Annotated in this window: 32 protein-coding genes; 28 read left to right on the top strand and 4 right to left on the bottom strand. The window is 45.0% G+C overall.

Annotated elements, in window-relative coordinates; all coding sequences use genetic code 11:
- Positions 1-23 precede the first annotated feature (23 nt).
- The 7 genes from glpX to NX903_RS18175 all read left to right on the top strand — a co-directional run bounded on the left by glpX (position 24) and on the right by NX903_RS18175 (position 6,702).
- On the top strand, positions 24-989 hold the full coding sequence (gene glpX / locus NX903_RS18205) for a class II fructose-bisphosphatase (protein ID WP_003242962.1): 966 nt from the start codon (positions 24-26) through the stop codon (positions 987-989).
- 214 nt (positions 990-1,203) lie between these two features.
- On the top strand, positions 1,204-1,365 hold the full coding sequence (locus NX903_RS18200; RefSeq protein WP_003227632.1) for a hypothetical protein: 162 nt from the start codon (positions 1,204-1,206) through the stop codon (positions 1,363-1,365).
- 30 nt (positions 1,366-1,395) lie between these two features.
- The gene (rho, locus tag NX903_RS18195) at positions 1,396-2,679 is read left to right on the top strand and encodes a transcription termination factor Rho (protein ID WP_003221939.1); all 1,284 of its coding nucleotides are present in this window, start codon (positions 1,396-1,398) and stop codon (positions 2,677-2,679) included.
- Positions 2,680-2,797: 118 nt separating this feature from the next.
- On the top strand, positions 2,798-2,998 hold the full coding sequence (gene rpmE / locus NX903_RS18190) for a 50S ribosomal protein L31 (RefSeq protein ID WP_003151132.1): 201 nt from the start codon (positions 2,798-2,800) through the stop codon (positions 2,996-2,998).
- An 88-nt stretch (positions 2,999-3,086) separates the two neighbouring features.
- The gene (locus NX903_RS18185) at positions 3,087-3,674 is read left to right on the top strand and encodes a thymidine kinase (RefSeq protein WP_086344427.1); all 588 of its coding nucleotides are present in this window, start codon (positions 3,087-3,089) and stop codon (positions 3,672-3,674) included.
- A gap of 289 nt (positions 3,675-3,963) precedes the next feature.
- The gene (gene malS, locus NX903_RS18180; RefSeq protein WP_003244309.1) at positions 3,964-5,661 is read left to right on the top strand and encodes an oxaloacetate-decarboxylating malate dehydrogenase; all 1,698 of its coding nucleotides are present in this window, start codon (positions 3,964-3,966) and stop codon (positions 5,659-5,661) included.
- Positions 5,662-5,742: 81 nt separating this feature from the next.
- The gene (locus NX903_RS18175; RefSeq protein WP_003242497.1) at positions 5,743-6,702 is read left to right on the top strand and encodes an AEC family transporter; all 960 of its coding nucleotides are present in this window, start codon (positions 5,743-5,745) and stop codon (positions 6,700-6,702) included.
- Between the two features lie 33 nt (positions 6,703-6,735).
- On the opposite strand, the gene racA is transcribed toward NX903_RS18175, so the two are convergent.
- Together racA and gloA2 are read right to left on the bottom strand one after the other, a co-directional pair.
- Positions 6,736-7,290 (bottom strand): chromosome-anchoring protein RacA, encoded by a 555-nt coding sequence (gene racA / locus NX903_RS18170; protein ID WP_015251007.1) that lies wholly within the window; start codon positions 7,288-7,290, stop codon positions 6,736-6,738.
- A gap of 121 nt (positions 7,291-7,411) precedes the next feature.
- Entirely contained in the window at positions 7,412-7,798 is a 387-nt protein-coding gene (gloA2, locus tag NX903_RS18165) for an SMU1112c/YaeR family gloxylase I-like metalloprotein (protein ID WP_015251008.1), read from the bottom strand.
- A 125-nt stretch (positions 7,799-7,923) separates the two neighbouring features.
- On the opposite strand from gloA2, the gene prfA reads away from it, so the two are divergent.
- The 3 genes from prfA to NX903_RS18150 are packed head-to-tail and all read left to right on the top strand — an operon-like array spanning position 7,924 to position 10,209.
- The gene (gene prfA / locus NX903_RS18160; protein ID WP_003227645.1) at positions 7,924-8,994 is read left to right on the top strand and encodes a peptide chain release factor 1; all 1,071 of its coding nucleotides are present in this window, start codon (positions 7,924-7,926) and stop codon (positions 8,992-8,994) included.
- A gap of 1 nt (position 8,995) precedes the next feature.
- Complete coding sequence (gene prmC, locus NX903_RS18155; protein ID WP_021480814.1) at positions 8,996-9,862, top strand: peptide chain release factor N(5)-glutamine methyltransferase; 867 nt, start codon at positions 8,996-8,998, stop codon at positions 9,860-9,862.
- A gap of 59 nt (positions 9,863-9,921) precedes the next feature.
- Positions 9,922-10,209 (top strand): DUF5316 family protein, encoded by a 288-nt coding sequence (locus NX903_RS18150; protein WP_086344426.1) that lies wholly within the window; start codon positions 9,922-9,924, stop codon positions 10,207-10,209.
- Positions 10,210-10,225: 16 nt separating this feature from the next.
- On the opposite strand, the gene NX903_RS18145 is transcribed toward NX903_RS18150, so the two are convergent.
- Entirely contained in the window at positions 10,226-10,588 is a 363-nt protein-coding gene (locus tag NX903_RS18145; protein WP_086344425.1) for a UPF0715 family protein, read from the bottom strand.
- Positions 10,589-10,728: 140 nt separating this feature from the next.
- Here NX903_RS18145 and spoIIR point away from each other — a divergent pair, with 140 nt between their 5' ends.
- The 18 genes from spoIIR to NX903_RS18055 all read left to right on the top strand — a co-directional run bounded on the left by spoIIR (position 10,729) and on the right by NX903_RS18055 (position 25,010).
- Entirely contained in the window at positions 10,729-11,403 is a 675-nt protein-coding gene (spoIIR, locus tag NX903_RS18140) for a stage II sporulation protein R (RefSeq protein WP_003227654.1), read from the top strand.
- Positions 11,404-11,469: 66 nt separating this feature from the next.
- Positions 11,470-11,913 (top strand): GNAT family N-acetyltransferase, encoded by a 444-nt coding sequence (locus tag NX903_RS18135; protein ID WP_015714871.1) that lies wholly within the window; start codon positions 11,470-11,472, stop codon positions 11,911-11,913.
- Positions 11,914-12,069: 156 nt separating this feature from the next.
- Positions 12,070-13,110, top strand: coding sequence for an L-threonylcarbamoyladenylate synthase (locus NX903_RS18130; RefSeq protein ID WP_086344424.1), 1,041 nt, complete (start codon positions 12,070-12,072; stop codon positions 13,108-13,110).
- A 78-nt stretch (positions 13,111-13,188) separates the two neighbouring features.
- Entirely contained in the window at positions 13,189-13,746 is a 558-nt protein-coding gene (locus NX903_RS18125; protein ID WP_003227661.1) for a manganese efflux pump MntP, read from the top strand.
- Between the two features lie 75 nt (positions 13,747-13,821).
- The gene (gene prpB, locus NX903_RS18120; RefSeq protein ID WP_086344423.1) at positions 13,822-14,274 is read left to right on the top strand and encodes a protein arginine phosphatase PrpB; all 453 of its coding nucleotides are present in this window, start codon (positions 13,822-13,824) and stop codon (positions 14,272-14,274) included.
- A 156-nt stretch (positions 14,275-14,430) separates the two neighbouring features.
- On the top strand, positions 14,431-14,880 hold the full coding sequence (gene rpiB / locus NX903_RS18115; RefSeq protein ID WP_003221910.1) for a ribose 5-phosphate isomerase B: 450 nt from the start codon (positions 14,431-14,433) through the stop codon (positions 14,878-14,880).
- A 12-nt stretch (positions 14,881-14,892) separates the two neighbouring features.
- The gene (locus NX903_RS18110; protein ID WP_003227667.1) at positions 14,893-15,435 is read left to right on the top strand and encodes a TIGR01440 family protein; all 543 of its coding nucleotides are present in this window, start codon (positions 14,893-14,895) and stop codon (positions 15,433-15,435) included.
- A gap of 206 nt (positions 15,436-15,641) precedes the next feature.
- Entirely contained in the window at positions 15,642-16,889 is a 1,248-nt protein-coding gene (gene glyA / locus NX903_RS18105) for a serine hydroxymethyltransferase (RefSeq protein ID WP_003227669.1), read from the top strand.
- A gap of 134 nt (positions 16,890-17,023) precedes the next feature.
- A complete protein-coding gene (upp, locus tag NX903_RS18100; RefSeq protein WP_003227670.1) occupies positions 17,024-17,653 on the top strand; it encodes a uracil phosphoribosyltransferase in 630 nt (209 codons plus the stop codon).
- A gap of 422 nt (positions 17,654-18,075) precedes the next feature.
- Positions 18,076-18,459, top strand: a complete 384-nt coding sequence (atpI, locus tag NX903_RS18095) for an ATP synthase subunit I (protein WP_086344422.1) — start codon at positions 18,076-18,078, stop codon at positions 18,457-18,459.
- Between the two features lie 7 nt (positions 18,460-18,466).
- A complete protein-coding gene (atpB, locus tag NX903_RS18090; protein ID WP_003242621.1) occupies positions 18,467-19,201 on the top strand; it encodes a F0F1 ATP synthase subunit A in 735 nt (244 codons plus the stop codon).
- A gap of 45 nt (positions 19,202-19,246) precedes the next feature.
- Entirely contained in the window at positions 19,247-19,459 is a 213-nt protein-coding gene (gene atpE / locus NX903_RS18085; RefSeq protein ID WP_003151167.1) for a F0F1 ATP synthase subunit C, read from the top strand.
- Between the two features lie 162 nt (positions 19,460-19,621).
- Positions 19,622-20,134: a F0F1 ATP synthase subunit B gene (gene atpF, locus NX903_RS18080; RefSeq protein ID WP_003244051.1), complete on the top strand. Its 513-nt coding sequence runs from the start codon at positions 19,622-19,624 to the stop codon at positions 20,132-20,134.
- Positions 20,131-20,676, top strand: a complete 546-nt coding sequence (locus NX903_RS18075; RefSeq protein WP_003227679.1) for a F0F1 ATP synthase subunit delta — start codon at positions 20,131-20,133, stop codon at positions 20,674-20,676. The genes atpF and NX903_RS18075 overlap by 4 nt, the downstream gene beginning before the upstream one ends.
- A 16-nt stretch (positions 20,677-20,692) precedes the next feature.
- Positions 20,693-22,201, top strand: a complete 1,509-nt coding sequence (atpA, locus tag NX903_RS18070; protein WP_014478256.1) for a F0F1 ATP synthase subunit alpha — start codon at positions 20,693-20,695, stop codon at positions 22,199-22,201.
- A 76-nt stretch (positions 22,202-22,277) separates the two neighbouring features.
- The gene (gene atpG, locus NX903_RS18065) at positions 22,278-23,141 is read left to right on the top strand and encodes an ATP synthase F1 subunit gamma (RefSeq protein WP_003244388.1); all 864 of its coding nucleotides are present in this window, start codon (positions 22,278-22,280) and stop codon (positions 23,139-23,141) included.
- Between the two features lie 25 nt (positions 23,142-23,166).
- The gene (gene atpD / locus NX903_RS18060; RefSeq protein WP_003227686.1) at positions 23,167-24,588 is read left to right on the top strand and encodes a F0F1 ATP synthase subunit beta; all 1,422 of its coding nucleotides are present in this window, start codon (positions 23,167-23,169) and stop codon (positions 24,586-24,588) included.
- Positions 24,589-24,611: 23 nt separating this feature from the next.
- Complete coding sequence (locus tag NX903_RS18055; RefSeq protein ID WP_021480810.1) at positions 24,612-25,010, top strand: F0F1 ATP synthase subunit epsilon; 399 nt, start codon at positions 24,612-24,614, stop codon at positions 25,008-25,010.
- 33 nt (positions 25,011-25,043) lie between these two features.
- Here NX903_RS18055 and NX903_RS18050 read toward each other — a convergent pair whose 3' ends face one another.
- The gene (locus NX903_RS18050) at positions 25,044-25,517 is read right to left on the bottom strand and encodes a hypothetical protein (protein WP_086344421.1); all 474 of its coding nucleotides are present in this window, start codon (positions 25,515-25,517) and stop codon (positions 25,044-25,046) included.
- Positions 25,518-25,665: the final 148 nt, after the last annotated feature.

Genomic DNA, 25,665 nt, shown 5'->3' with positions numbered 1-25,665 from the left:
TTGTGAGAGGAGATCGTGTTGAAATGGAAAGAAGTTTATCAATGGAATTGGTACGTGTGACCGAAGCTGCGGCATTGGCATCAGCAAGATGGATGGGCCGGGGAAAAAAAGATGAGGCTGATGAAGCGGCAACAAGTGCAATGAGAGACGTTTTTGATACAGTGCCGATGAAAGGGACTGTTGTAATCGGTGAAGGGGAAATGGACGAAGCGCCAATGCTGTATATCGGGGAAAAACTCGGAAACGGGTACGGCCCGCGCGTGGATGTCGCAGTTGACCCTCTTGAAGGCACAAACATCTTAGCAAGCGGCGGCTGGAATGCGCTGACGGTTATCGCGGTCGCAGACCACGGCACGCTTCTGAATGCTCCTGACATGTATATGCAAAAAATCGCAGTCGGTCCGGAAGCGGTGGGCTGCATTGACATCGAAGCACCTGTCATTGACAACCTTAAAGCGGTGGCAAAAGCGAAAAACAAGGACGTTGAGGACGTCGTTGCCACAATTTTAAACCGTGAAAGACACGCAAAAATCATTTCCGAGCTTCGTGAGGCCGGCGCCAGAATCAAATTGATCAATGACGGCGATGTCGCAGGCGCCATCAACACGGCTTTCGACCACACGGGCGTTGATATCCTGTTCGGATCAGGCGGCGCTCCTGAGGGTGTGCTTTCCGCTGTTGCGCTAAAAGCACTCGGCGGAGAAATCATTGGTAAACTTCTTCCGCAAAGCGAAGAAGAAATCACTCGCTGTCACAAAATGGGCCTTGATTTAAGCAAAGTCCTTCGCATGGAAGACCTTGTGAAGGGTGATGACGCGATTTTTGCAGCTACAGGGGTTACTGACGGCGAGCTGTTAAAAGGAGTTCAATTCAAAGGCTCTGTCGGTACAACTGAAAGCTTAGTTATCCGTGCAAAATCGGGCACTGTTCGTTTCGTTGACGGCAGACACAGCTTGAAAAAGAAACCAAATCTTGTAATCCGTCCATAACAAACAGAAAAAGCGGGTGTGAGCCCGCTTTAACTTTTGCAGAAAAGCGTCAACTCTATCAATTCCGTGTCAAAACCTTATTTCAGTTGAATAATTTTTTGAAATAAGGTAAAAATAAAGAGTGCTGCGAATTTTACTGCGTAATACCTTCTTTTAAGCACTAGGAAAGTTTCAATTTCTACCGCATACAGACGATATAAGTATTGATCTTCTCATGTTTTTGTCCTCGCTTCCTTCAAAACTCATTAAGACAATCCTTTTAACAAAAGCGCCGATCATGGGTGGAAGTGTTACCGATAGAAGTTCCTTTATGTTAAAAAAAGAATGTGCTTTGGCGGATGTTGTGCAAAAGCAGCAGATGACATGTTCAGAGTAAGATATTGACTATGAAAAGCGTGGTGTTTTTATGAAAGACGTATCTATTTCCTCTTTGGAAAATATGAAATTGAAAGAGCTTTATGAACTTGCAAGACATTATAAAATCTCCTATTACAGCAAACTGACAAAAAAAGAACTCATTTTCGCCATTCTGAAAGCGAATGCAGAACAGGAAGATCTGCTGTTTATGGAAGGTGTTCTTGAGATCATCCAGTCTGAAGGTTTCGGCTTCCTGAGACCGATCAACTACTCTCCAAGCTCAGAAGACATTTACATCTCAGCTTCACAAATCCGCCGTTTCGATTTGCGGAACGGAGACAAAGTATCAGGCAAGGTTCGCCCGCCAAAAGAAAATGAGCGTTACTATGGACTTTTGCACGTTGAAGCAGTAAATGGGGATGATCCCGAATCTGCAAAAGAGCGTGTGCATTTCCCGGCTCTTACGCCACTTTATCCGGATCGTCAAATGGTGCTTGAAACAAAGCCGAACTTCTTGTCTACAAGAATTATGGACATGATGGCGCCGGTTGGATTTGGGCAGCGCGGATTGATTGTTGCGCCGCCGAAAGCCGGAAAAACGATGCTGCTGAAGGAAATTGCCAACAGCATTACAGCGAACCAGCCTGAAGCAGAGCTGATCGTGCTTTTAATTGACGAAAGACCTGAGGAAGTAACCGATATCGAGCGCTCTGTAGCTGGGGATGTCGTCAGCTCAACGTTTGATGAAGTGCCGGAAAACCATATCAAAGTGGCCGAACTTGTGCTTGAACGTGCGATGCGTCTCGTGGAACACAAAAAAGACGTCATTATCCTGATGGACAGCATCACACGGCTTGCCCGCGCCTACAACTTAGTGATTCCGCCAAGTGGAAGAACGCTTTCCGGGGGGATTGACCCAGCGGCGTTCCACCGTCCGAAACGCTTCTTCGGGGCTGCGAGAAATATCGAAGAGGGCGGCAGCTTAACCATCCTTGCTACGGCTCTGGTCGATACAGGTTCACGTATGGATGATGTCATTTATGAAGAATTCAAGGGAACAGGCAACATGGAGCTCCATCTTGACCGCTCTCTTGCCGAGCGCCGCATCTTCCCTGCCATCGATATTCGCCGTTCAGGAACGCGCAAAGAAGAGCTGCTTGTGCCTAAAGAGCATCTTGATCGTTTATGGTCTATCCGCAAAACGATGTCTGATTCACCTGATTTCGCAGAAAAGTTCATGAGAAAAATGAAAAAAACCAAAACAAACCAGGAATTTTTCGATATTCTCAATCAAGAATGGAAACAGGCAAATCTATCATCTGCTAGAAGGTAAATTGTATTTGCAAAAGAAGTAAATCACTGATATAATTTTCTCATATGCGTTTCGGACAATGCTCCGAAATAATAACTCTGTTTCCACACGGGATTCAGGGCGGAAGGAGATGGATACAATGAAAGCAGGAATTCATCCTAATTTCAAAAAAGCAACAGTTAAATGCGCTTGCGGAAATGAATTTGAAACAGGCTCAGTAAAAGAAGAGGTACGCGTTGAGATTTGCTCTGAATGCCACCCATTCTACACTGGCCGTCAAAAATTCGCTTCTGCTGATGGTCGTGTTGATCGCTTTAACAAAAAATACGGTCTTAAGTAATAATAGATTTCTCAACAGGCAAGCAGCAGTCTTGCCTGTTTTTTATATTGTCTAAAACACAGCTGGCAGAGAGAGGGGAGCGAAGCCTATGTACATAATGAAACAAAGCGGGTGGCTTGAGCTGATTTGCGGCAGCATGTTCTCGGGGAAATCTGAAGAGCTGATCAGAAGAGTGAAGAGAGCGACTTACGCCAAGCAGGAAGTCAGGGTATTTAAGCCTGTAATTGATAACCGATACAGCGAAGCTGCTGTTGTCTCCCATAATGGAACATCGATGACGAGCTATGCCATTTCGTCTGCTGCGGACATTTGGGATCACATCAGTGAAAGTACAGATGTGGTTGCGGTTGATGAAGTGCAGTTTTTTGATAAGGAAATTGTTGAGGTTTTATCATCTCTTGCCGATAAAGGCTACCGTGTGATAGCAGCAGGCCTTGATATGGATTTTAGGGGAGAGCCGTTCGGTGTCGTCCCGAATATCATGGCGATTGCGGAAAGTGTGACAAAGCTGCAAGCCGTCTGTTCTGTTTGCGGATCACCGGCGAGCAGAACACAGCGCCTCATTGACGGCAAACCTGCTTCTTACGATGATCCGGTCATTTTGGTTGGTGCATCTGAATCATATGAAGCAAGATGCAGACATCATCACGAAGTCCCAGGTAAATCTAAAAAATAGTCCAAAACATGGGTATAAAGATAGAATGCACCGGCTAAAAACACCGGTGTTTTTTTTATATTCTGATAATATGCAATTAAAAAATTTAAATAAGTATATTAAAAAATTAAGTAATTTTCTTCCCTTGAATTTTGATTTTGACAGGCATACAATAGCTTACGTAATGTAAATAGTTTTGAGACATTGTTCGAATAATTGTCATAAAGTCGCATAAAGATCATGATCGGTCATATTTTAGATGGGTTATTACTTAACTTGGTTAACTATTTCAAGAAAGAAGGAGATTTGCTTGAATAACATAAAAAAAACGAAAGAAGGCCACTTAGAAACAACTCTTAGAGGAAAAGAAGTTTTATCTATTCCTACTTTAAATAAAGGCGTTGCTTTTTCGCTAGAAGAAAGACAAGAACTCGGCTTAGAAGGGCTTCTGCCGCCAACTGTACTTTCTCTTGATCAACAAGCACAACGCGCGTACGAGCAATTCCAAGCGCAGCCTGACCGCCTTCGTCAAAATGTTTACTTAAGTGATCTTGCAAACCGTAACGAAGTTCTTTTCTATAAATTGCTGAAAAACCATCTTCGCGAAATGCTTCCTGTTGTGTACACGCCAACAGTTGGTGAAGCGATTCAGGAATACAGCCATGAATATAGAAGACCTCAAGGAATCTACTTGTCAATCGACAACATTGACGGTATTGAAAAAGCGTTTGAAAACCTTCATGCGACAGCAGGCGATATTGATCTTATCGTTGCTACTGACTCCGAAAGCATTCTCGGTATCGGTGACTGGGGTGTAGGCGGTATTAATATCGCAATCGGTAAATTGGCTGTTTACACTGCTGCAGCTGGTATTGACCCTAGCCGTGTTATCCCGGTTGTGCTTGATGTCGGTACGAACAACGAAAAACTTCTAAACGATCCTTTATATATTGGTAACAAGCATGAACGTGTTCAAGGTGAACGCTACGAAGCTTTCATTGACGCTTATGTAAAAGCTGCATTGAAATTCTTCCCTAAAGCGCTTCTTCACTGGGAAGACCTTGGCAACAAAAATGCACGCAACATCATGAAAAAATACAATCATGAAATCCTGACATTTAATGATGATATTCAAGGTACTGGCGCGATTACACTTGCAGGTGTGCTTGCCGCTATGAAGAAAACCGGCGCTTCTATTAAAGATCAGCGTGTTGTTATCTTCGGTGCTGGTTCTGCTGGTATCGGTATTGCTGACCAAATCCGTGACACAATGGTGCTTGCCGGATTATCTGAAGAAGAAGCTAACAAACGTTTCTACACACTTGATTACAGAGGCTTGCTGACTGAAGACATCGAAGGCATCCTTGATTTCCAAAAACCTTACCTTCGCAATGCGGATGAAGTGAAAGACTGGAAGCGCGATGAAAAAGGTCAAATTCCATTCGATGAAGTGGTTCGTCAAGCGAAACCAACGATCTTGATTGGTACTTCTGGGGTTTCAGGTGCATTCACAGAGGAAATTGTAAAAGAAATGGCATCTCACGTAGACCGTCCGGTTATCATGCCGATGTCTAACCCGACTCACCTTGCTGAAGCTGTTCCTGAAGATCTGTTCAAATGGACTGACGGAAAAGTGCTTATTGCAACAGGAAGCCCATTTGACAATGTAGAATACAACGGTGTTTCTTATGAAATCGGACAATCTAACAACGCATTCGCGTTCCCTGGTCTTGGACTTGGTTCAATTGTAGCTGAAGCGCGTATCATTACACCTGCTATGTTTGCAGCAACTGCTGATGCGATTGCTGAAATGGTTGATCTTGAAACACCTGGAGCAGGATTGCTTCCAAGCATTGATAAGCTTCAAGAGGTTTCTATCCAAGTTGCGATTGCCGTTGCTGAAGCAGCAATTAAAGACGGCGTGGCAAATCGTCAGCCTGAAGATGTGAAACAAGCGGTACTTGATGCAATGTGGACACCTGAATACAAAAAAGTCATCGCGAAATAATTAGCGAGTAAATTTTTCTGTCCGAGGGAAAGCTTTTTGTAAAGCTAAAGTATACGGACATAGGATTTGGAGGAGAATATTTTGAGCATCTTAGATATCTTAATCCTCCTGGCGCCGATCTTCTTTGTTATCGTGCTGGGTTGGTTTGCAGGACATTTTGGAAGTTATGATGCCAAGTCGGCAAAAGGGGTAAGTACGTTAGTAACGAAATACGCACTTCCAGCTCACTTTATCGCTGGTATTTTGACAACTTCCAGAAGTGAATTTTTATCACAAGTACCTTTAATGATTTCTTTAATTATTGGGATTGTTGGTTTCTATATCATCATTCTTTTGGTTTGCAGATTTATTTTCAAGTATGATTTAACGAACTCATCTGTATTTTCTTTGAACTCTGCACAGCCGACATTCGCATTTATGGGTATCCCGGTATTGGGAAGCTTATTCGGAGCGAATGAAGTTGCGATTCCGATCGCGGTCACAGGTATCGTGGTTAACGCGATTCTTGATCCGCTCGCGATCATTATCGCTACTGTTGGTGAGTCTTCTAAGAAAAACGAAGAGAGTGGCGACAGCTTCTGGAAGATGACAGGAAAATCAATCCTGCATGGTCTTTGTGAGCCGCTTGCAGCTGCTCCGTTAATCAGTATGATCTTAGTGCTGGTTTTCAATTTCACTCTTCCTGAGCTGGGTGTTAAAATGCTTGATCAGCTTGGAAGCACAACATCTGGTGTTGCTCTCTTTGCTGTCGGTGTTACCGTTGGTATTCGTAAAATTAAACTCAGTATGCCGGCTATCGGTATTGCGTTACTAAAAGTTGCGGTTCAGCCTGCGTTAATGTTCTTGATTGCTCTTGCTATCGGACTTCCGGCTGACCAAACAACAAAAGCAATTCTTCTTGTTGCATTCCCTGGTTCTGCCGTTGCAGCCATGATTGCGACTCGTTTCGAGAAACAAGAAGAAGAAACTGCAACTGCGTTTGTGGTCAGTGCGATTCTGTCATTGATTTCACTTCCAATCATTATCGCGCTTACTGCGTAACAAAAAAAGCTCCCTTTACGGGAGCTTTTTGCTTTAGGTTTGAAATTTGAACAGTGACAGCAGCGGTTTTTTTCTCGTTTTGGTTTTTTCAGAAGCAGCAGCGGTCTCGGGGATCGGCTGAGCGGTGAATTCTTTCATTTGTGAGGTCAGTGATTGCAGATCTGCAAGAATATCATCGATTTCTCTGCGGTGCTGAAGCAGCTGGTAAGATACACCTTCATCGGCTTTTTGTTTCAGCTGGCGTTCCAGCTCCGACATCCTTGCCATCAATTCGCTTTCGTCCTGCCTTTGCTGTAAAAGGGTGTCCAGCTTTTGTTCAAGCTGCTCGATTCTTCGTTCTGTGTCGCTACTTGTTTTTTGGACAAGGAAGCCTGTGCGCTTTTTAGCGCTTTTTGGCAGATGAATATCCTGAATCGCCGTGCCTTCAGAGATTTGTTTTTGAACGGATTTTAGAACCTTCACGTCTTCTGCCGTGAACGAATAGTGTCCGAGCTCATTGCGTTCGGCCGGAAGATTCAGCTGCTTCACCCACCGCTGCACCGTTTTTGCGGAGACGCCGAGTTCACTTGCTACCATATTTGTATTCATGATCCCATACCTCCTTTTAAGCTAGGTATTCGACCATAGAATGCGGTTCCCTTCCCGTTAGACAAAACAAGAAAAGATTCGGCAAAGAAAGTGGGTATCTCCTTTTTTTCTTCAAAAACTGTTATTGTTCATACAGTTCTAATGGAAGCTGGTCAGGATCAAAAAAGAAGGTGAAACGCTTGCCGGTCAGCGGATCTGTTCTGATTGGCTCTGTTTCGATTCCTTTTTCATGAAGCTCCTGAACCGCCTTATCCAAGCTGACGACTGTAAAGGCGAGGTGACGCAGGCCTGCGGCTTCAGGCCGGGTTTGTCGTTCGGGCGGATCGGGAAACGAGAACAGCTCAATGACATACGAGCCGTTAAGCGACAAATCAAGCTTATAGGAGCCGCGCTCTTCGCGGTACGTTTCTTGAATCACCTGAAAACCAAGCTTATGTACGTAGAAAGCTTTCGACTTTTCGTAATCTGAACATATGATTGCAATATGATGTATGGATTTCAGCAACATCATCCCTCCTCGAATTCCAGTATAGCAGAGGGAGCTTTTCCAGCTGGGATTGAAATGCTTTTGACTGGGGTTAATCACTATACTATAATGAGAATGTTACGCACAGGAAAACAGAGGTGAAGACCGTGTTAGACCGTTTAAAATCAATTGAAGAACGATACGAGAAATTAAATGAGCTTTTGAGCGATCCAGAAGTAGTCAACGATCCGAAAAAGCTAAGAGAATATTCAAAAGAGCAATCTGATATACAAGAAACAGTTGACGTATATAGACAATACAGAGATGCGTCAGAACAGCTGGCTGATGCAAAAGCGATGCTTGAAGAGAAGCTGGACGCTGAGATGCGCGACATGGTGAAGGAAGAGATTTCTGAACTTCAGAAGGAAACGGAAACACTGTCCGAACGCCTGAAGGTGCTCCTGATCCCGAAAGATCCTAATGACGACAAAAACGTTATCATGGAGATCCGCGGGGCTGCGGGAGGCGAGGAAGCCGCTTTATTCGCGGGCAACCTGTACAGAATGTATTCCCGTTATGCTGAGCTTCAAGGCTGGAAAACAGAGGTCATGGAAGCGAATGTAACCGGAACGGGCGGCTACAAAGAGATCATCTTTATGATTACAGGAAGCGGCGCGTATTCTAAACTCAAATATGAAAACGGCGCCCACCGCGTGCAGCGTGTTCCGGAAACGGAATCCGGCGGCCGTATCCATACATCCACTGCAACAGTGGCATGTCTTCCTGAGGCAGAAGAGGTAGAGGTTGACATCCATGAGAAGGATATCCGTGTCGATACGTTTGCTTCAAGCGGACCGGGCGGACAAAGCGTTAACACAACAATGTCTGCGGTTCGTCTGACTCACTTGCCGACAGGTGTTGTTGTATCATGCCAAGACGAAAAATCTCAAATTAAGAACAAAGAAAAAGCAATGAAGGTTCTCCGTGCCAGAATCTATGATAAATTTCAGCAGGAAGCCCAGGCTGAATATGATCAAACACGGAAATCAGCAGTCGGATCAGGCGACCGCTCTGAACGTATCCGCACATACAACTTCCCGCAAAACCGTGTGACGGATCACAGAATCGGTTTGACGATTCAAAAGCTTGATCAGATTCTTGAAGGAAAACTTGACGAAGTGGTTGAAGCGCTGATTGTTGAAGATCAGGCAAGCAAGCTTCAGCAGTCGGAAGGTTAAGATGAAGACGATATTCGAAGCCCTGAAATGGGCTTCTTCTTATTTAACCGAAGCGGGAAGAGAAGAAAATGCGGCCGAGCTCCTATTGCTTTATGATACCGGAATGGAGAGAAGCAAACTGCTCGCAAGCTTACAGGAACCGATTGGTGAAGACGAACTGTATCGCTTTAAGCGTCACGTTGAGATGCATAAAGAGGGCGTGCCGGTTCAATACATTATAGGAAAAGAGTTTTTTTATGGACGGGAATTTATGGTGAATGATGATGTGCTGATCCCGCGGCCGGAAACTGAAGAAGTTGTCTTTCATTTGCTTGAAAAATATCGGAGTGTCTTTTCTGAAGACGGCAAACTCGAAGTTGTTGACGTTGGTACAGGGAGCGGCGCAATAGCCGTCACGCTTGCGCTTGAAAACCAAAGCTTTTCTGTGTCGGCGGTCGATATTTCGAAAGAGGCGCTGCAAGTCGCCTCTGCCAATGCAGAAAAACTCGGAGCGAATGTGCGCTTTTATCAGGGCGATCTGCTTGAGCCTTTTATTAAGGCGGGAAAAAAAGCGGATATCATTGTCTCAAACCCGCCATATATTTCAGAGGAAGAAATGGCTGATCTATCGGAAATTGTCCGTTTTCATGAGCCGCTGCACGCTCTCACCGATGGCGGAGACGGGCTGAAATTTTATAAGCGGTTTATGGAAGACATTCCGCTTGTCATGAAGGATAAAGTATTTGTCGTTTTTGAAATCGGATGGAACCAGGGAGCGGCGGTCAAAGACCTGATCCTCAAGGCGTTTAAGGGAGCGGAAGTGGAAGTGCTGAAAGATATTAATGGAAAAGACAGAACCATATGCGCTCTGATTCATAAAAATAAATAAGCAGCTTGCTGGCGAGTGAATGGATCAAGCTGTTTAACACCAGCAAAGGGGATGTAAACATGAAAAAGGCCCTGACAGCAGGAATCCTGCTCATTGCGATTGAGAGCATGATTGGCACCATTTTTCCGCAGGCTCTTTCATATGAAGCGATTTTTGGCGTTGCGTCTCTCGTTTTAGTGGGGCTCGCGATCATTACATCGGGTTTGGCTGTAAGCGGAAGCGATCAGCGGGCAAACTACCATTCAGAAACCAAAGAAAGCCGTACATCTCGCATGAAAATGGCGGCCGCTTTCTTTGTTGCGGCGATACCTTCCATTCTATGTTATTTGCTGACGATTTTGTTTTAATAAAAAAGGAAGCCTCTTAGGCTTCCTTTTTTTGCAGTAAAACAGAATCCCATATCCAATAGATAAGAGCTGTTAATACAGCGAAAAGATAAAAGGCTGTATTTTGAAACAGAGATTGTCCCGAAGGCTGAAGCACGCCGAAAATGATCGCGTTGGCAATAAAAGCAGCGGCAAGGTAATACAGCAGATACAAAGGGCTGAACCGTTTCGGCTTTTTATTCACCATGATTTGAAGCGGCAGTGCGAAGATCAAATAAGGAAACAGAAAATAAAATGCCATTGTGATGAGAGCGGCAATGATAAATGAATGAATATAAATTACTGAATAAAGAACGGACATCGTGAATGCTGATAACAGCACTGTATAATTGTATTTCATCTTAAACCTCCTAAAACACTATCGTACCATAAATAAGATTAACAGCTTGCTAGATTTTTTTCACCCTGCACGTTTACCCCCGGCTCTCCTTGTCCATAATAGGGCTAGAAACAAAGCACGGAGAGGAACGGTGGGGACCGATGAAAAAAACAGTAATCATTTGTATATATATCTTTCTTTTACTATCTGGAGCGCTCGTAGGGCTGGCAAAAGAAGAGACGGCACAGAAATCGGAAAATCAGCCGGTGGTCATACCGGATCAGGCGATTCGTCTGAGAATATTGGCAAACAGCGATAGTGACCAAGACCAGCAATTAAAACGTCATATAAGAGACGCGGTGAATAAAGAAATCACAACTTGGGTAAAGGATATTACTTCTATTGAAGAAGCGCGTCGCGTGATTCGTTCAAAGCTGCCTGAAATCAAAGCAATTGCAAAGGAAACAATGGAGAAAGAAGGAGCGAATCAGTCGATATCCGTTGATTTTGACAAAATCTCGTTTCCGACAAAGCTTTACGGCAACATGGTATATCCTGCCGGTGAGTATGAAGCGATTTTGATTACGCTTGGAAACGGAGACGGCGCCAACTGGTGGTGTGTGCTGTTCCCGCCCCTCTGCTTTCTCGATTTTTCTAACGGGGAAGCCGTCAAAGAACAAGAAGATAAAGAAGCCTCAAAAAAGCAGACTGAAAAAGTGCTTGAGGACGTAACCGCTAAAGCGGAAAAAGCCAAAAAAGAAGAGAACGAAGAGAAAGAAGACGGCACAGAAGTGAAATTCTTTTTAGTCGAATGGATTTCCGACCTTTTTTCCTAATCATCTGGTCTAAAAATAGATTTGCCTCATAGATTGGAAGAAAGAACGCAAAAACGGGGTGAACGGATGTTTTATCAACTGCGGGTGGCAAGGGAAAAAGACGGAGATGTGCTCGAGGCATTTTTAAAACAGGCGAAAACCAGCTATGAAGGTGTGAAAGAAGGCTTCACTCAATTTCTTATGCTGGAGGACAGTGAGAAAAACATTGCCGGATGCCTCGGTATTGAAAAAATAAGCTGTGACCAGGGGCTGCTGCGATCACTTGTCATATCGGACAAGCTTCACCAAGGCCATATCGTCACGCTTTTTCAAAGCATGGAGGTGCTGTGCGAAAAGCATCAGATCAAAACCGTGTACCTAGTAGCAAATCAGCATTCCTCTGCGGATTTTCTGACGGCCATGGGTTTTGAAAGAGCTGATAGTGTACCGGAGGAGCTGTTTTCTTCTGATCACTTCTGTGAATCGCGGCAAACAGAAGGAGCCGTTTTGATGAAAAAAGCGTCTGGATAAGTGCAGTTTATACACATACTTATCCACTTCTTTATTAGCGTTGTCCACAATTTGTGGATAACGCTTGTTTTATTACAGGACATCTTTTATACTTTCAAAAGAATTACACGCGTAAAACAATCGTTTTATTGTTGTGAATAAGGAGTTTGGTCAGAAATGAAAACGAAAAGATGGTTTGTGGATGTAACTGACGAGTTATCCACAAATGATCCACAAATTGCACAAGCAGCCGCTTTGCTCCGAGAAAATGAGGTCGTTGCCTTTCCGACAGAAACAGTATATGGCCTAGGCGCAAACGCAAAAAATACGGATGCCGTCAAAAAAATATATGAGGCGAAAGGAAGGCCGAGCGATAATCCCCTGATTGTCCACATTGCGGATATCAGCCAGCTTGAGGATTTAACGGGCCCAGCGCCGGAAAAGGCGAAAACATTGATGAAACGGTTTTGGCCGGGAGCACTTACGCTCATTCTGCCTTGCAAACCTGATGCGCTTTCACCTCGTGTAACGGCAGGTCTTGAAACGGTTGCCATTAGAATGCCGGATCATCCGCTTGCTCTTGCATTGATTCGCGAATCGGGACTGCCGATTGCAGCACCGAGCGCCAATCTATCAGGCAAGCCAAGTCCCACAAAAGCGGAGCATGTGGCTCACGACTTGGATGGCCGCATAGCCGGTATTATGGATGGAGGCCCTACCGGAATCGGGGTCGAATCAACCGTGCTTTCATGTGCGGACGACATCCCTGTTCTCCTGCGTCCGGGCGGCATTACGAAGGAACAAATTGAAGCGGTGATCGGGCCGATCCATGTGGATAAAGGGCTCAGCGATCAAAACGAGAAGCCGATTTCTCCAGGGATGAAATATACACATTATGCGCCGACAGCGCCGCTTGCCATTTGCGAAGGCAGCCCAGAGCGCATTCAGCACCTCATTCAAGAATATCAACAGGGCGGAAGAAGGGTCGGTATCCTGACGACAGAAGAAAACGCGGGCGTTTATTCCGCTGATTATGTGAAGAGCTGCGGAAGACGGGCTCAGCTTGAGACTGTTGCGGCAGGGCTGTATGATGCTTTGCGCAGCTTTGATGACAATAAGGTAGATTTCATTATTGCGGAATCCTTTCCGGACACAGGTGTCGGTCTGGCTATTATGAACAGGCTGATGAAAGCCGCCGGAGGAAGAGTGATTCGCTGAAAGCAGTCAGATGTTCTAACCCTTTTTGGACACGCATAGGCTAAAAAAGCGGGGCGTGTCCAAGGGGGTTATTTATGTATGTCGGATTTGTTTATAGGCGAACTGATTACATTAAGCATCATGGCGTTTGCTTTAGGGATGGATGCTTTTTCTGTCGGCCTTGGAATGGGCATGGTCAAACTTAGAAAGAAGCAGATATTCTATATTGGTTTCATCATCGGCCTCTTTCACGTCATCATGCCTCTCGCAGGGATGGCGGCCGGTAACATGCTGTCAGGGCTCCTCGGCGTGTTAGCGGTTTATATCGGTGGGGCGCTGCTTTTTGTTCTTGGGGTTCAAATGCTTATGGCCTCTTTTAAACAGTCAGAAGAACGATTCATGTCACCGGCAGGGCCGGGCTTATTGCTGTTTGCCATCGGCGTCAGCCTTGACAGCTTTTCCGTCGGCTTGAGCTTGGGGATATACGGCTCGCATCCGCTCCTCACAATTACCCTGTTCGGGCTGTTCAGCATGATGTTGACATGGCTGGGCCTGCTGGTCGGAAAACAAGTGCAGTCATGGCTTGGCACATACAGCGAAGCGCTCGGGGGCATCATATTAATCGTGTTTGGATTAAAGCTGCTTTTGCCAATTTAATATACCAATAAAAGAAACGAAGTCGCCGTTTCTTTTTTCTTCATATATAATAGAGAAAAATAAGGGGTGACTGACATGGATATTATTTTTGTCTGTACTGGAAATACGTGCCGCAGCCCAATGGCTGAGGCGCTTTTTAAATCAATTGCAGAAATGGAAGGGCTGAATGTCAATGTCCGCTCGGCAGGTGTGTTTGCTTCACCTAATGGGAAAGCGACGCCTCATGCAGTCGAAGCGCTGTTTGAAAAACATATTGCCCTTAATCATGTGTCTTCTCCATTAACTGAAGAACATATGGAGTCGGCTGATTTGGTTCTGGCTATGACCCATCAGCACAAGCAGATCATTGCCAGCCAATTTGGACGTTATCGTGATAAAGTGTTTACGTTAAAAGAATATGTCACAGGCAGCCATGGTGATGTCATCGATCCGTTCGGCGGCTCAATTGACATCTATAAACAAACGCGAGATGAGCTTGAAGAGCTTCTTCAGCAGCTGGCAAAACAGCTGAAAAAAGACCGCAGATAAGTTGTCAGAAAATCTGCAAACAGGTCATTTGCAAATCCTGCGTGAAGGAGTAGAATATAGTGAAAAGCACATCATATGGTGTGAATCAAAGAGCGGACAGGCTGCGCGGTCAATAAAGCGGGCGGGCCGCATCACACACGCTGGGAGGAAAAGCAGATGAAAGTAGCCATTGCATCGGATCATGGCGGCGTTCACATTCGAAATGAAATCAAAGAGTTAATGGACGAATTGCAAATTGAATATATTGATATGGGCTGTGACTGCGGCAGCGGCTCTGTCGATTATCCGGATTATGCTTTTCCGGTGGCCGAAAAAGTGGTTAGCGGCGAAGTTGACAGAGGCATTTTAATTTGCGGGACAGGCATCGGCATGAGCATTTCCGCTAATAAAGTAAAAGGGATTCGCTGCGCGCTGGCGCACGATACCTTCAGCGCGAAGGCGACGAGGGAGCATAATGACACAAACATCCTTGCGATGGGTGAACGGGTGATCGGACCTGGTTTGGCTCGGGAAATCGCAAAAATCTGGCTGACTACTGAGTTTACCGGGGGAAGACACCAAACGCGTATTGGAAAAATCTCAGATTATGAAGAGAAAAACCTGTAGGGGTGCTGTTTAATGAATGAGTTGAAACAAACGTGGAAGACGATGCTGTCTGAGTTTCAGGACCAAGCGGAATTGAAACAAGATCAGCTCTTCGTCCTTGGATGCAGCACGAGCGAAGTGGCCGGCAGCCGGATCGGCACATCGGGCAGTGTAGATATCGCTGAAAGCATCTACAGCGGACTTGCTGAGCTCCGGGAAAAAACGGGAATCCATCTGGCGTTTCAATGCTGCGAGCATTTAAACAGAGCGCTTGTCGTCGAAGCAGAAACAGCCAAGCTGTTCAGGCTTCCAACCGTTTCTGCCGTGCCCGTTCCAAAAGCGGGCGGCGCGATGGCGTCTTATGCGTTTAAGCAGATGAAGTCTCCTGTTCTTGTTGAAACCATTCAGGCTGACGCCGGAATTGATATAGGCGATACGTTTATCGGCATGCATCTGAAGCCGGTGGCTGTCCCTGTGCGTGTCTCTCAAAACAGCCTCGGTTCAGCTCATGTGACATTGGCGCGTACACGGCCGAAACTAATCGGCGGAGTGCGGGCGGTTTATGAGTGCGAATGAAAGGACTGCATAGCCAGTCTTTTCTTTTATTTTAAGACAGTGAAATAAATTCCGAACTTTAAATTAAATTTAAGTTATTAATATTCGTTTTTACCAATAAAAATTTAGATTTTTTAAAAATAATCTTTTACATCGGCCTTAAAAACCATGTACAATAGTGATGGTAAAAACAAAGAACAGGATACGGATAGGAGAGGATCTCGCTGATGAAACATTTACCTGCGCAAGACGAACAAGTGTTTAACGCCATTAAAAATGAGCGTGAACGCCAACAGACTAAGATCGAATTGATTGCTTCTGAGAACTTTGTAAGTGAAGCGGTTATGGAAGCACAAGGATCTGTTTTGACAAATAAGTACGCAGAAGGATATCCGGGCAAACGCTACTACGGCGGATGCGAGCACGTCGATGTCGTTGAAGATATCGCCCGTGACCGCGCGAAGGAAATCTTTGGAGCGGAGCATGTAAACGTTCAGCCTCATTCAGGCGCACAAGCAAACATGGCCGTGTACTTCACGATTTTGGAGCAAGGCGATACTGTACTTGGGATGAACCTCTCCCACGGCGGCCATTTAACACACGGAAGCCCAGTCAACTTCAGCGGTGTTCAATATAACTTTGTTGAGTACGGCGTAGATAAAGAAACTCAATATATTGATTACGATGACGTGCGTGAAAAAGCCCTCGCTCATAAACCGAAGCTTATCGTAGCAGGAGCAAGTGCGTATCCTCGTACAATCGACTTTAAGAAATTCCGTGAAATTGCTGATGAAGTCGGCGCTTACTTCATGGTGGATATGGCACATATCGCAGGACTTGTTGCGGCAGGCCTTCATCCAAACCCGGTTCCTTACGCTGATTTCGTTACAACAACAACACATAAAACACTTCGCGGTCCTCGCGGCGGTATGATCCTTTGCCGTGAAGAGTTTGGCAAGAAAATTGATAAATCGATCTTCCCTGGAATTCAAGGCGGCCCGCTGATGCACGTTATTGCCGCAAAAGCTGTTTCATTCGGTGAAGTATTGCAGGACGATTTCAAAACATATGCACAAAACGTCATTTCAAACGCGAAACGTCTGGCTGAAGCCTTAACGAAAGAGGGCATCCAGCTCGTTTCAGGCGGAACAGACAACCACCTTATCCTTGTTGACCTTCGTTCGCTCGGACTGACTGGTAAGGTTGCGGAGCATGTACTTGATGAAATCGGTATTACGTCTAACAAAAACGCGATTCCATATGATCCTGAAAAACCTTTCGTAACAAGCGGCATCCGTCTTGGTACAGCTGCTGTAACTAGCCGCGGTTTTGACGGAGACGCTTTAGAAGAAGTCGGTGCTATCATTGCGCTTGCATTGAAAAACCACGAAGACGAAGGAAAACTTGAAGAAGCAAGACAGCGTGTAGCTGCTCTGACTGATAAATTTCCTTTATATAAAGAATTAGATTATTAAGATCCTAAAACCCGCTTGGGCTTATGCCCGGCGGGTTTTTTGACGATGTTCTTGAAACTCAATGTCTTTTTTTGTAGAATCAATAGAAGTGTGTAATTGTTGATGGGACAATAAAAAAGGAGCTGAAACACAGTATGGGAAAGGTTTATGTATTTGATCATCCTTTAATTCAGCACAAGCTGACATATATACGGAATGAAAATACAGGTACGAAGGATTTTAGAGAGTTAGTAGATGAAGTGGCTACACTCATGGCATTTGAAATTACCCGAGATCTTCCTCTGGAAGAAGTGGATATCAATACACCGGTTCAGGCTGCGAAATCGAAAGTCATCTCAGGGAAAAAACTCGGAGTGGTTCCTATCCTCAGAGCAGGATTGGGAATGGTTGACGGCATTTTAAAGCTGATTCCTGCGGCAAAAGTGGGACATGTCGGCCTTTACCGTGATCCAGAAACCTTAAAACCCGTGGAATACTATGTCAAGCTTCCTTCTGATGTGGAAGAGCGTGAATTCATCGTGGTTGACCCGATGCTCGCTACGGGCGGTTCCGCAGTTGAAGCCATTCACAGCCTTAAAAAACGCGGTGCGAAAAATATCCGTTTCATGTGTCTTGTAGCAGCGCCGGAGGGTGTGGAAGAATTGCAGAAGCATCATTCGGACGTTGATATTTACATTGCGGCGTTAGATGAAAAATTAAATGAAAAAGGTTATATTGTTCCAGGTCTCGGAGATGCGGGTGACCGCATGTTTGGAACAAAATAAAAAATGAAATCCCCAAAAGGGGGTTTCATTTTTTTATCCAGTTATTTGCTATTCGGTGAATCTGTATACAATTATAGGTGAAAATGTGAACATTCTGTGGAGACGTAAAGTATAAAAAGTTTTTTAACTTTAAACAGATTGACACATGTTAGGGGCTATTGTATGCTAAACGAGGGTATTATGAGAAGGTTTTCATAGCTTTCATTATAGTCCTCATCCTCAATGTAAATCCTCTCAGCAAACCCGTATTATGAGGATTTATTTAAGCGAATGAAACAGCATCCCTGCAAGGCTTGCGGATGAATGATTTTTTCGAACAGGCCCGTTTTGCCGGTCAAAAAAGGTCTTCTACTAAGGGTTAACCGCTGATTTTTGCCGTATCCAAGCTATACATTATTTTTTCATCAGGAGACAGATAATTGATGGACGATCCCAAGCTTACATTTAGCAGACAACGCAAATATTTATTGTTCATTTTGGCAGTGTATGTACTGGGTTATGGTTTAACAGCGTATAATACCGTTTTTTTAGGCCTTATTCTGGGAACTGTTTTCAGTTTGTTTAATTTTTTACTGCTCGTCAGAAGAATGAATGCTTTTGACAGAGCTGTTGAGAAAGGAAAGTCCATACGATCTCTCGGGAGCGCAGCGCGGTGGTGCAATGCGATTCTTGCTGTGGCTGTTGCCTATAAAAATCCCGAATATTTTCATATGGCAAGTACAGTTATTGGATTAATGACAATATACCCTGTCATTATGATAGATTCCTTTATCCAGCTTAAACGTTCATCAATGGAAGAGAGGTGAAAACCCTTTGAATCATGGTTACAGAACTATAGAATTTCTAGGTCTTACTTTTAATCTGACAAACATTCTGATGATTACTGTGGCGAGTGTGATTGTTTTATTGATTGCTATATTGACGACAAGAACGCTTTCGATCCGTCCCGGAAAAGCCCAGAACTTTATGGAATGGATTGTTGATTTCGTCCGCAATATTATTGGCAGTACAATGGATTTAAAAACAGGGGCTAACTTCTTGGCACTTGGTGTCACATTGCTGATGTACATATTTGTGTCGAATATGCTGGGGCTGCCGTTCTCTATTACAATCGGACATGAGCTCTGGTGGAAGTCTCCGACAGCCGATCCTGCCATTACATTAACGCTAGCCGTGATGGTTGTTGCTTTAACCCACTACTATGGTGTGAAGATGAAAGGGCTCAAGGAATATTCCAAAGACTATTTAAGACCTGTTCCATTCATGCTCCCGATGAAAATCATCGAAGAGTTTGCGAATACGCTGACTCTAGGTTTGCGGCTGTATGGTAACATCTTCGCCGGTGAGATTCTTCTCGGCCTGCTTGCGGGATTAGCAACAAGCCATTATTCGCAAAGCGTGGCTCTCGGTCTTGTCGGTACAATCGGTGCCATTCTGCCGATGCTGGCATGGCAAGCATTCAGTTTATTTATTGGTGCTATCCAGGCATTTATCTTTACAATGCTGACGATGGTGTACATGTCTCATAAAATCAGTCATGATCATTAAAACATTATATCCAAACGGATAACATTTTAAAGGAGGAACTTTTTCATGAATTTAATAGCAGCTGCGATTGCAATTGGTTTAGGCGCACTTGGTGCAGGTATTGGTAACGGTTTGATTGTTTCACGTACGGTAGAGGGGATTGCCCGTCAGCCGGAAGCAGGTAAAGAACTGAGAACTCTTATGTTCATGGGTATCGCATTAGTTGAAGCCCTTCCTATTATCGCTGTCGTTATCGCATTCTTAGCGTTCTTTGGCTAAGCATAAAAGCCTTATATGAACTAAAAATGGCGAAGATCATTCCAAGAGAACCTTCGCCATTGCTTTATGTCTGATAAGCACCCCGCCTTGCCGGCTGAAAAGAGACAAGTGCGGCTGCTGGATCAGCAAAGAAAAACCTGCAGAAGGGAGTTGCCGTAGTAGATGTCTCAATTACCACTTGAACTAGGATTGTCGTTTAACGGCGGAGATATCCTGTTCCAACTGTTAGCTATGTTAATCTTATTAGCGCTTCTGAAGAAATACGCTTTAGGGCCGCTATTAAACATAATGAAACAGCGTGAAGACCACATCGCTGGAGAAATTACGTCTGCTGAAGAAAAAAATAAAGAGGCGCAGCAGCTGATTGAAGAGCAGCGCGTTCTTTTAAAAGAAGCAAGACAGGAATCCCAAACTCTTATCGAAAACGCAAAGAAACTGGGAGAGAAGCAAAAAGAAGAGATTATTCAGGCTGCACGTGCAGAATCTGAACGTCTGAAAGAAGCAGCAAGAACTGAAATCGTGAAGGAAAAAGAACAGGCGGTTTCTGCTCTCCGTGAGCAAGTAGCGTCTCTTTCTGTCATGATTGCGTCGAAAGTGATCGAAAAAGAACTGGATGAACAAGCTCAAGAGAAATTGATCCAGGACTATCTTAAAGAGGTAGGAGAAAGCCGATGAGTGGATCAGCTGTCTCTAAACGATATGCATCAGCTCTTTTTGATATAGCCAATGAGTCCGCTCAGCTGAATCAAGTAGAAGAAGAGCTAACTGTTGTGAAACAAGTATTTCAAAATGAAAAAGCGCTTAATGATGTGTTGAACCATCCGAAGGTGCCGGCTGCGAAGAAAAAAGAGCTGATCCAAAATGCATTTGGCTCTTTGTCACAGTCCGTGCTTAATACGATTTTTCTTTTGATTGACCGCCATCGTGCCGCGATTGTGCCTGAGCTCACAGATGAGTTTATCAAACTCGCAAATGAGGCCCGTCAAACAGAAGACGCAATCGTATATTCAGTGAAACCGCTGACGGATGCGGAAATTTTACCATTATCACAAGTGTTTGCAAAAAAAGCCGGAGTCGCTTCACTGAGAATCAGAAATGAAGTGCAGACGGATTTAATAGGCGGCATTAAAGTCCGCATTGGAAACCGGATTTATGACGGCAGCGTAAGCGGGAAGCTTCAGCGCATTGAACGTCAATTAGCCGGGGAAAATCGATAGAAGGGGTGAAACCTAAGTGAGCATCAAAGCTGAAGAGATTAGCACGCTGATAAAACAGCAAATACAAAATTATCAATCTGATATTGAAGTTCAAGACGTAGGTACAGTCATCCAAGTCGGTGACGGTATTGCACGTGTGCACGGCCTTGACAACTGTATGGCCGGTGAACTTGTCGAATTTTCAAACGGTGTTTTGGGTATGGCTCAAAACCTTGAGGAATCAAACGTAGGTATCGTCATCTTAGGACCTTTCAGTGAGATCCGTGAGGGAGACGAAGTAAAAAGAACAGGCCGCATCATGGAGGTTCCTGTTGGTGAAGAGTTAATCGGCCGTATTGTAAATCCGTTAGGCCAGCCGGTAGACGGACTTGGCCCGATCCTTACAAGCAAAACTCGCCCGATTGAAAGCCCTGCACCAGGCGTTATGGACCGTAAATCCGTTCATGAACCGCTTCAAACCGGTATCAAAGCGATCGATGCACTGATTCCAATCGGCCGCGGCCAGCGTGAGCTGATCATCGGTGACCGTCAAACAGGTAAAACATCTGTTGCGATCGATGCGATCCTGAACCAAAAAGACCAAGACATGATCTGCGTATATGTTGCGATCGGTCAAAAAGAATCAACAGTCCGCGGCGTAGTAGAAACATTGCGTAAACACGGCGCGCTTGATTATACAATTGTTGTAACGGCGTCTGCGTCACAGCCGGCACCGCTTCTGTACCTGGCACCGTATGCTGGGGTTACAATGGCAGAAGAATTTATGTACAGCGGCAAGCACGTTCTTGTTGTATACGATGATCTTTCTAAACAAGCGGCTGCTTACCGTGAGCTGTCCTTGCTTCTTCGCCGTCCGCCAGGCCGTGAAGCGTTCCCTGGGGATGTATTCTATCTTCATTCCCGTCTGCTTGAGCGTGCAGCAAAGCTTAGCGACGCGAAAGGCGCAGGATCAATTACAGCTCTGCCGTTCGTAGAAACACAAGCCGGAGATATCTCTGCTTATATTCCGACGAACGTCATTTCCATCACCGACGGACAGATCTTCCTGCAATCTGATTTGTTCTTCTCAGGCGTACGTCCAGCGATCAACGCCGGATTGTCTGTATCCCGTGTCGGCGGCTCAGCGCAAATCAAAGCGATGAAAAAAGTATCAGGTACTTTGCGTCTTGACCTTGCGTCATACCGTGAGCTGGAAGCATTTGCTCAATTCGGTTCTGACCTCGACCAAGCGACTCAGGCAAAACTGAACCGCGGTGCGCGTACAGTTGAAGTGCTGAAGCAGGATCTGAACAAGCCGCTTCCGGTTGAAAAGCAAGTAGCCATTCTTTATGCGCTGACAAAAGGATATCTCGATGATATTCCTGTGGCGGATATCAGACGTTTTGAAGAAGAGTACTACATGTACCTTGACCAAAACCATAAAGACCTGCTTGACGGAATTGCAAAAACAGGAAACCTTCCTGCTGATGAAGACTTCAAAGCTGCAATCGAAGGCTTCAAACGCACATTTGCACCAAGCAACTAACTCGAATGCTGATGAGAGAAAAAGGTTCTCTTTTTCTCTCTTTTTACGCAGATGAAGAGAAAAGGTGGTGAAATCTTTGGCCTCATTACGCGATATTAAGTCAAGGATCACGTCAACGAAAAAAACAAGTCAGATTACAAAAGCCATGCAGATGGTATCTGCGGCTAAGCTGAATCGTGCTGAAAACAATGCAAAATCATTTGTGCCATATATGGATAAAATCCAAGAGGTTGTGTCAAACGTCGGAAGAGTTTCCGGCAACGTAAAGCACCCGATGCTTCTCAGCAGAGAAGTGAAAAAAACGGCATACCTTGTCATTACGTCTGACCGCGGTCTTGCCGGCGCTTTTAACAGTTCGGTTTTACGGAGTGCTTATCAGGCCATGCAAGAACGTCATCAGTCTAAGGATGAGTATGCGGTGATTGCCATCGGAAGAGTGGGCCGTGATTTCTTTAAGAAACGTGAGATTCCGATCATTTCCGAGTTAACAGGACTTGGGGATGAAGTAACGTTTACAGAAATTAAAGATCTTGCCCGTCAAACGATCCAAATGTTTATAGACGGTGCGTTTGATGAATTGCACCTTGTTTATAACCATTTTGTCAGCGCCATTACTCAAGAAGTAACGGAGAAAAAACTTCTGCCGTTATCTGATTTGGGCAGCGGCGGCGGAAAAAGAACGGCGTCTTATGAATTTGAACCATCTGAAGAGGAGGTTCTGGAGGTTTTGCTTCCTCAATATGCAGAAAGCTTAATCTTCGGTGCGCTTCTTGACAGTAAAGCAAGTGAGCACGCTGCAAGAATGACGGCGATGAAAAACGCGACAGACAACGCGAAGGAACTTATCGATTCACTTTCGCTTTCTTACAACCGCGCTCGCCAAGCAGCCATCACACAAGAAATTACGGAAATTGTCGGCGGAGCAGCCGCTTTAGAATAGAAAGATTTTGTCAGGAGGGATAGCGATGAAGAAAGGACGCGTTAGCCAGGTATTAGGACCGGTCGTCGACGTGCGTTTTGAAGACGGTCACTTGCCTGAAATTTATAATGCGATTAAAATTTCACAGCCAGCTGCAAGTGAAAACGAAGTAGGTATTGATTTAACGCTTGAGGTCGCTCTTCATTTAGGTGATGATACAGTCCGTACAATCGCAATGGCATCTACAGATGGTGTTCAGCGCGGTATGGAAGCTGTAGATACAGGAGCGCCAATCTCAGTACCGGTTGGTGATGTAACACTTGGTCGTGTATTTAACGTTCTCGGAGAAAATATTGATTTGAATGAGCCGGTTCCTGCGGATGCGAAAAAGGATCCGATTCACAGACAGGCGCCTTCATTCGATCAGCTTTCAACAGAAGTTGAAATTCTTGAAACAGGTATTAAGGTTGTTGATTTGCTTGCTCCTTACATTAAGGGCGGTAAAATCGGATTGTTCGGTGGTGCCGGTGTAGGTAAAACCGTATTAATCCAGGAATTAATCAACAACATCGCGCAAGAGCACGGCGGTATCTCTGTATTCGCCGGCGTAGGAGAGCGTACTCGTGAAGGGAACGACCTTTTCTACGAAATGAGTGACTCTGGCGTAATCAACAAAACAGCCATGGTATTCGGACAAATGAACGAGCCGCCGGGCGCACGTATGCGTGTTGCTTTGACAGGCCTTACAATGGCTGAGCACTTCCGTGATGTACAAGGACAGGACGTACTGTTCTTCATCGATAACATTTTCCGTTTCACACAAGCGGGTTCAGAGGTTTCAGCCCTTCTTGGCCGTATGCCTTCAGCGGTTGGTTATCAGCCGACGCTTGCAACTGAGATGGGTCAGCTCCAAGAGCGTATCACGTCTACGAACGTTGGATCAGTTACATCTATCCAGGCGATCTACGTGCCTGCCGATGACTACACTGACCCGGCGCCGGCGACAACGTTCGCTCACTTGGATGCGACAACAAACCTTGAGCGTAAATTAACTGAAATGGGTATTTACCCTGCGGTTGATCCGTTGGCATCTACATCACGCGCCCTTGCTCCTGAAATTGTCGGAGAAGAGCATTATGCAGTTGCGCGTGAAGTACAGTCAACGCTTCAGCGTTACAAAGAGCTTCAAGATATCATTGCGATTCTCGGTATGGATGAACTAGGCGAGGAAGACAAACTTGTCGTTCACCGCGCACGCCGTATCCAGTTCTTCCTTTCTCAGAACTTCCACGTGGCTGAACAGTTCACTGGACAAAAAGGTTCTTACGTGCCTGTAAAAGAGACGGTACAAGGCTTCAAAGAAATCTTAGCCGGTAAATACGACCATCTTCCAGAAGATGCGTTCCGTCTTGTAGGCCGTATCGAAGAAGTTGTTGAGAAAGCAAAAGAAATGGGTGTAGAAGTTTAATCTGGTCCTAGGAGGGTAAAAGCATGAAGACCGTTAAAGTCAATATCGTTACTCCCGACGGCCCAGTATACGATGCGGATATCGAAATGGTGAGTGTGAGAGCCGAAAGCGGCGATCTCGGTATTTTGCCAGGCCATATTCCAACCGTGGCTCCTCTTAAAATCGGCGCTGTCCGTCTGAAAAAAGACGGGCAGACTGAAATGGTTGCCGTCAGCGGCGGATTTGTCGAAGTCCGTCCTGATCAGGTCACCATCCTTGCCCAGGCTGCCGAGACAGCAGAAGGCATCGATAAAGAGCGCGCTGAAGCTGCACGCCAGCGGGCGCAGGAGCGTTTGAATACTCAATCAGATGATACTGACATTCGTCGGGCTGAGCTTGCGTTACAGCGGGCTTTGAACAGATTGGATGTAGCAGGGAAATAAGAAAAAATCCTTCTCTTTATGAGAAGGATTTTTTTATGAACGAACAAGAGAATCAAACAGCGACAGCAGCGGGCGATCCTCTTTTTGGCGCAGGTATAAACTATCACAGGCATTCATTGTATGCCACGATTTGCGATGTCTTCTAAAGCCAAGTGTATAAGCGCCGTCTTTATAGGGATAAGGTTTTACAACCCATTCAGCATCTTCATGGCGGGCAATCACGCAATCTATAAGATAAACACTGATCATTTTCTCGAATTCTTCAATAGGAAGATTCCAATCAGCAAGCAAAAGCTCTTGTATACTTTGAAAATAGAGGTTTTCAAGCTCTTCAAGGCTTTCTCTCGTATAGGTAAGAGAAATGTTAAAAAACTGACACAATTCATTCAGTTCTTCAATCTGTGACTGTCTATAATCATAATAGAATGCAATTGCTTCCCATTCCTGATCAAAAATTGGCAGGTCCTCACCATATTGCTTTTCAGGCTGAAAAAAAGAATGATTCACATTTGCCAGCTCCTTTCCAATAAAGTATACCATGTAAAAGAATCGCACTTTAAGCAGGGATTAGCCCTAGATTTGGCTGATTATTCCGTTCTGTATAAAATGTATCATCTTTATCTGTGCTTCTTATATAATAAGAAAGGGTATGAAC

The sequence above is a fragment of the Bacillus sp. FSL R5-0576 genome (assembly GCF_038004765.1).
Taxonomy (GTDB): Bacteria; Bacillota; Bacilli; order Bacillales; family Bacillaceae; genus Bacillus; species Bacillus subtilis.
Note: the sequence above shows the minus strand (reverse complement) of the source record. Positions and strands in the feature narration are given on the sequence as shown.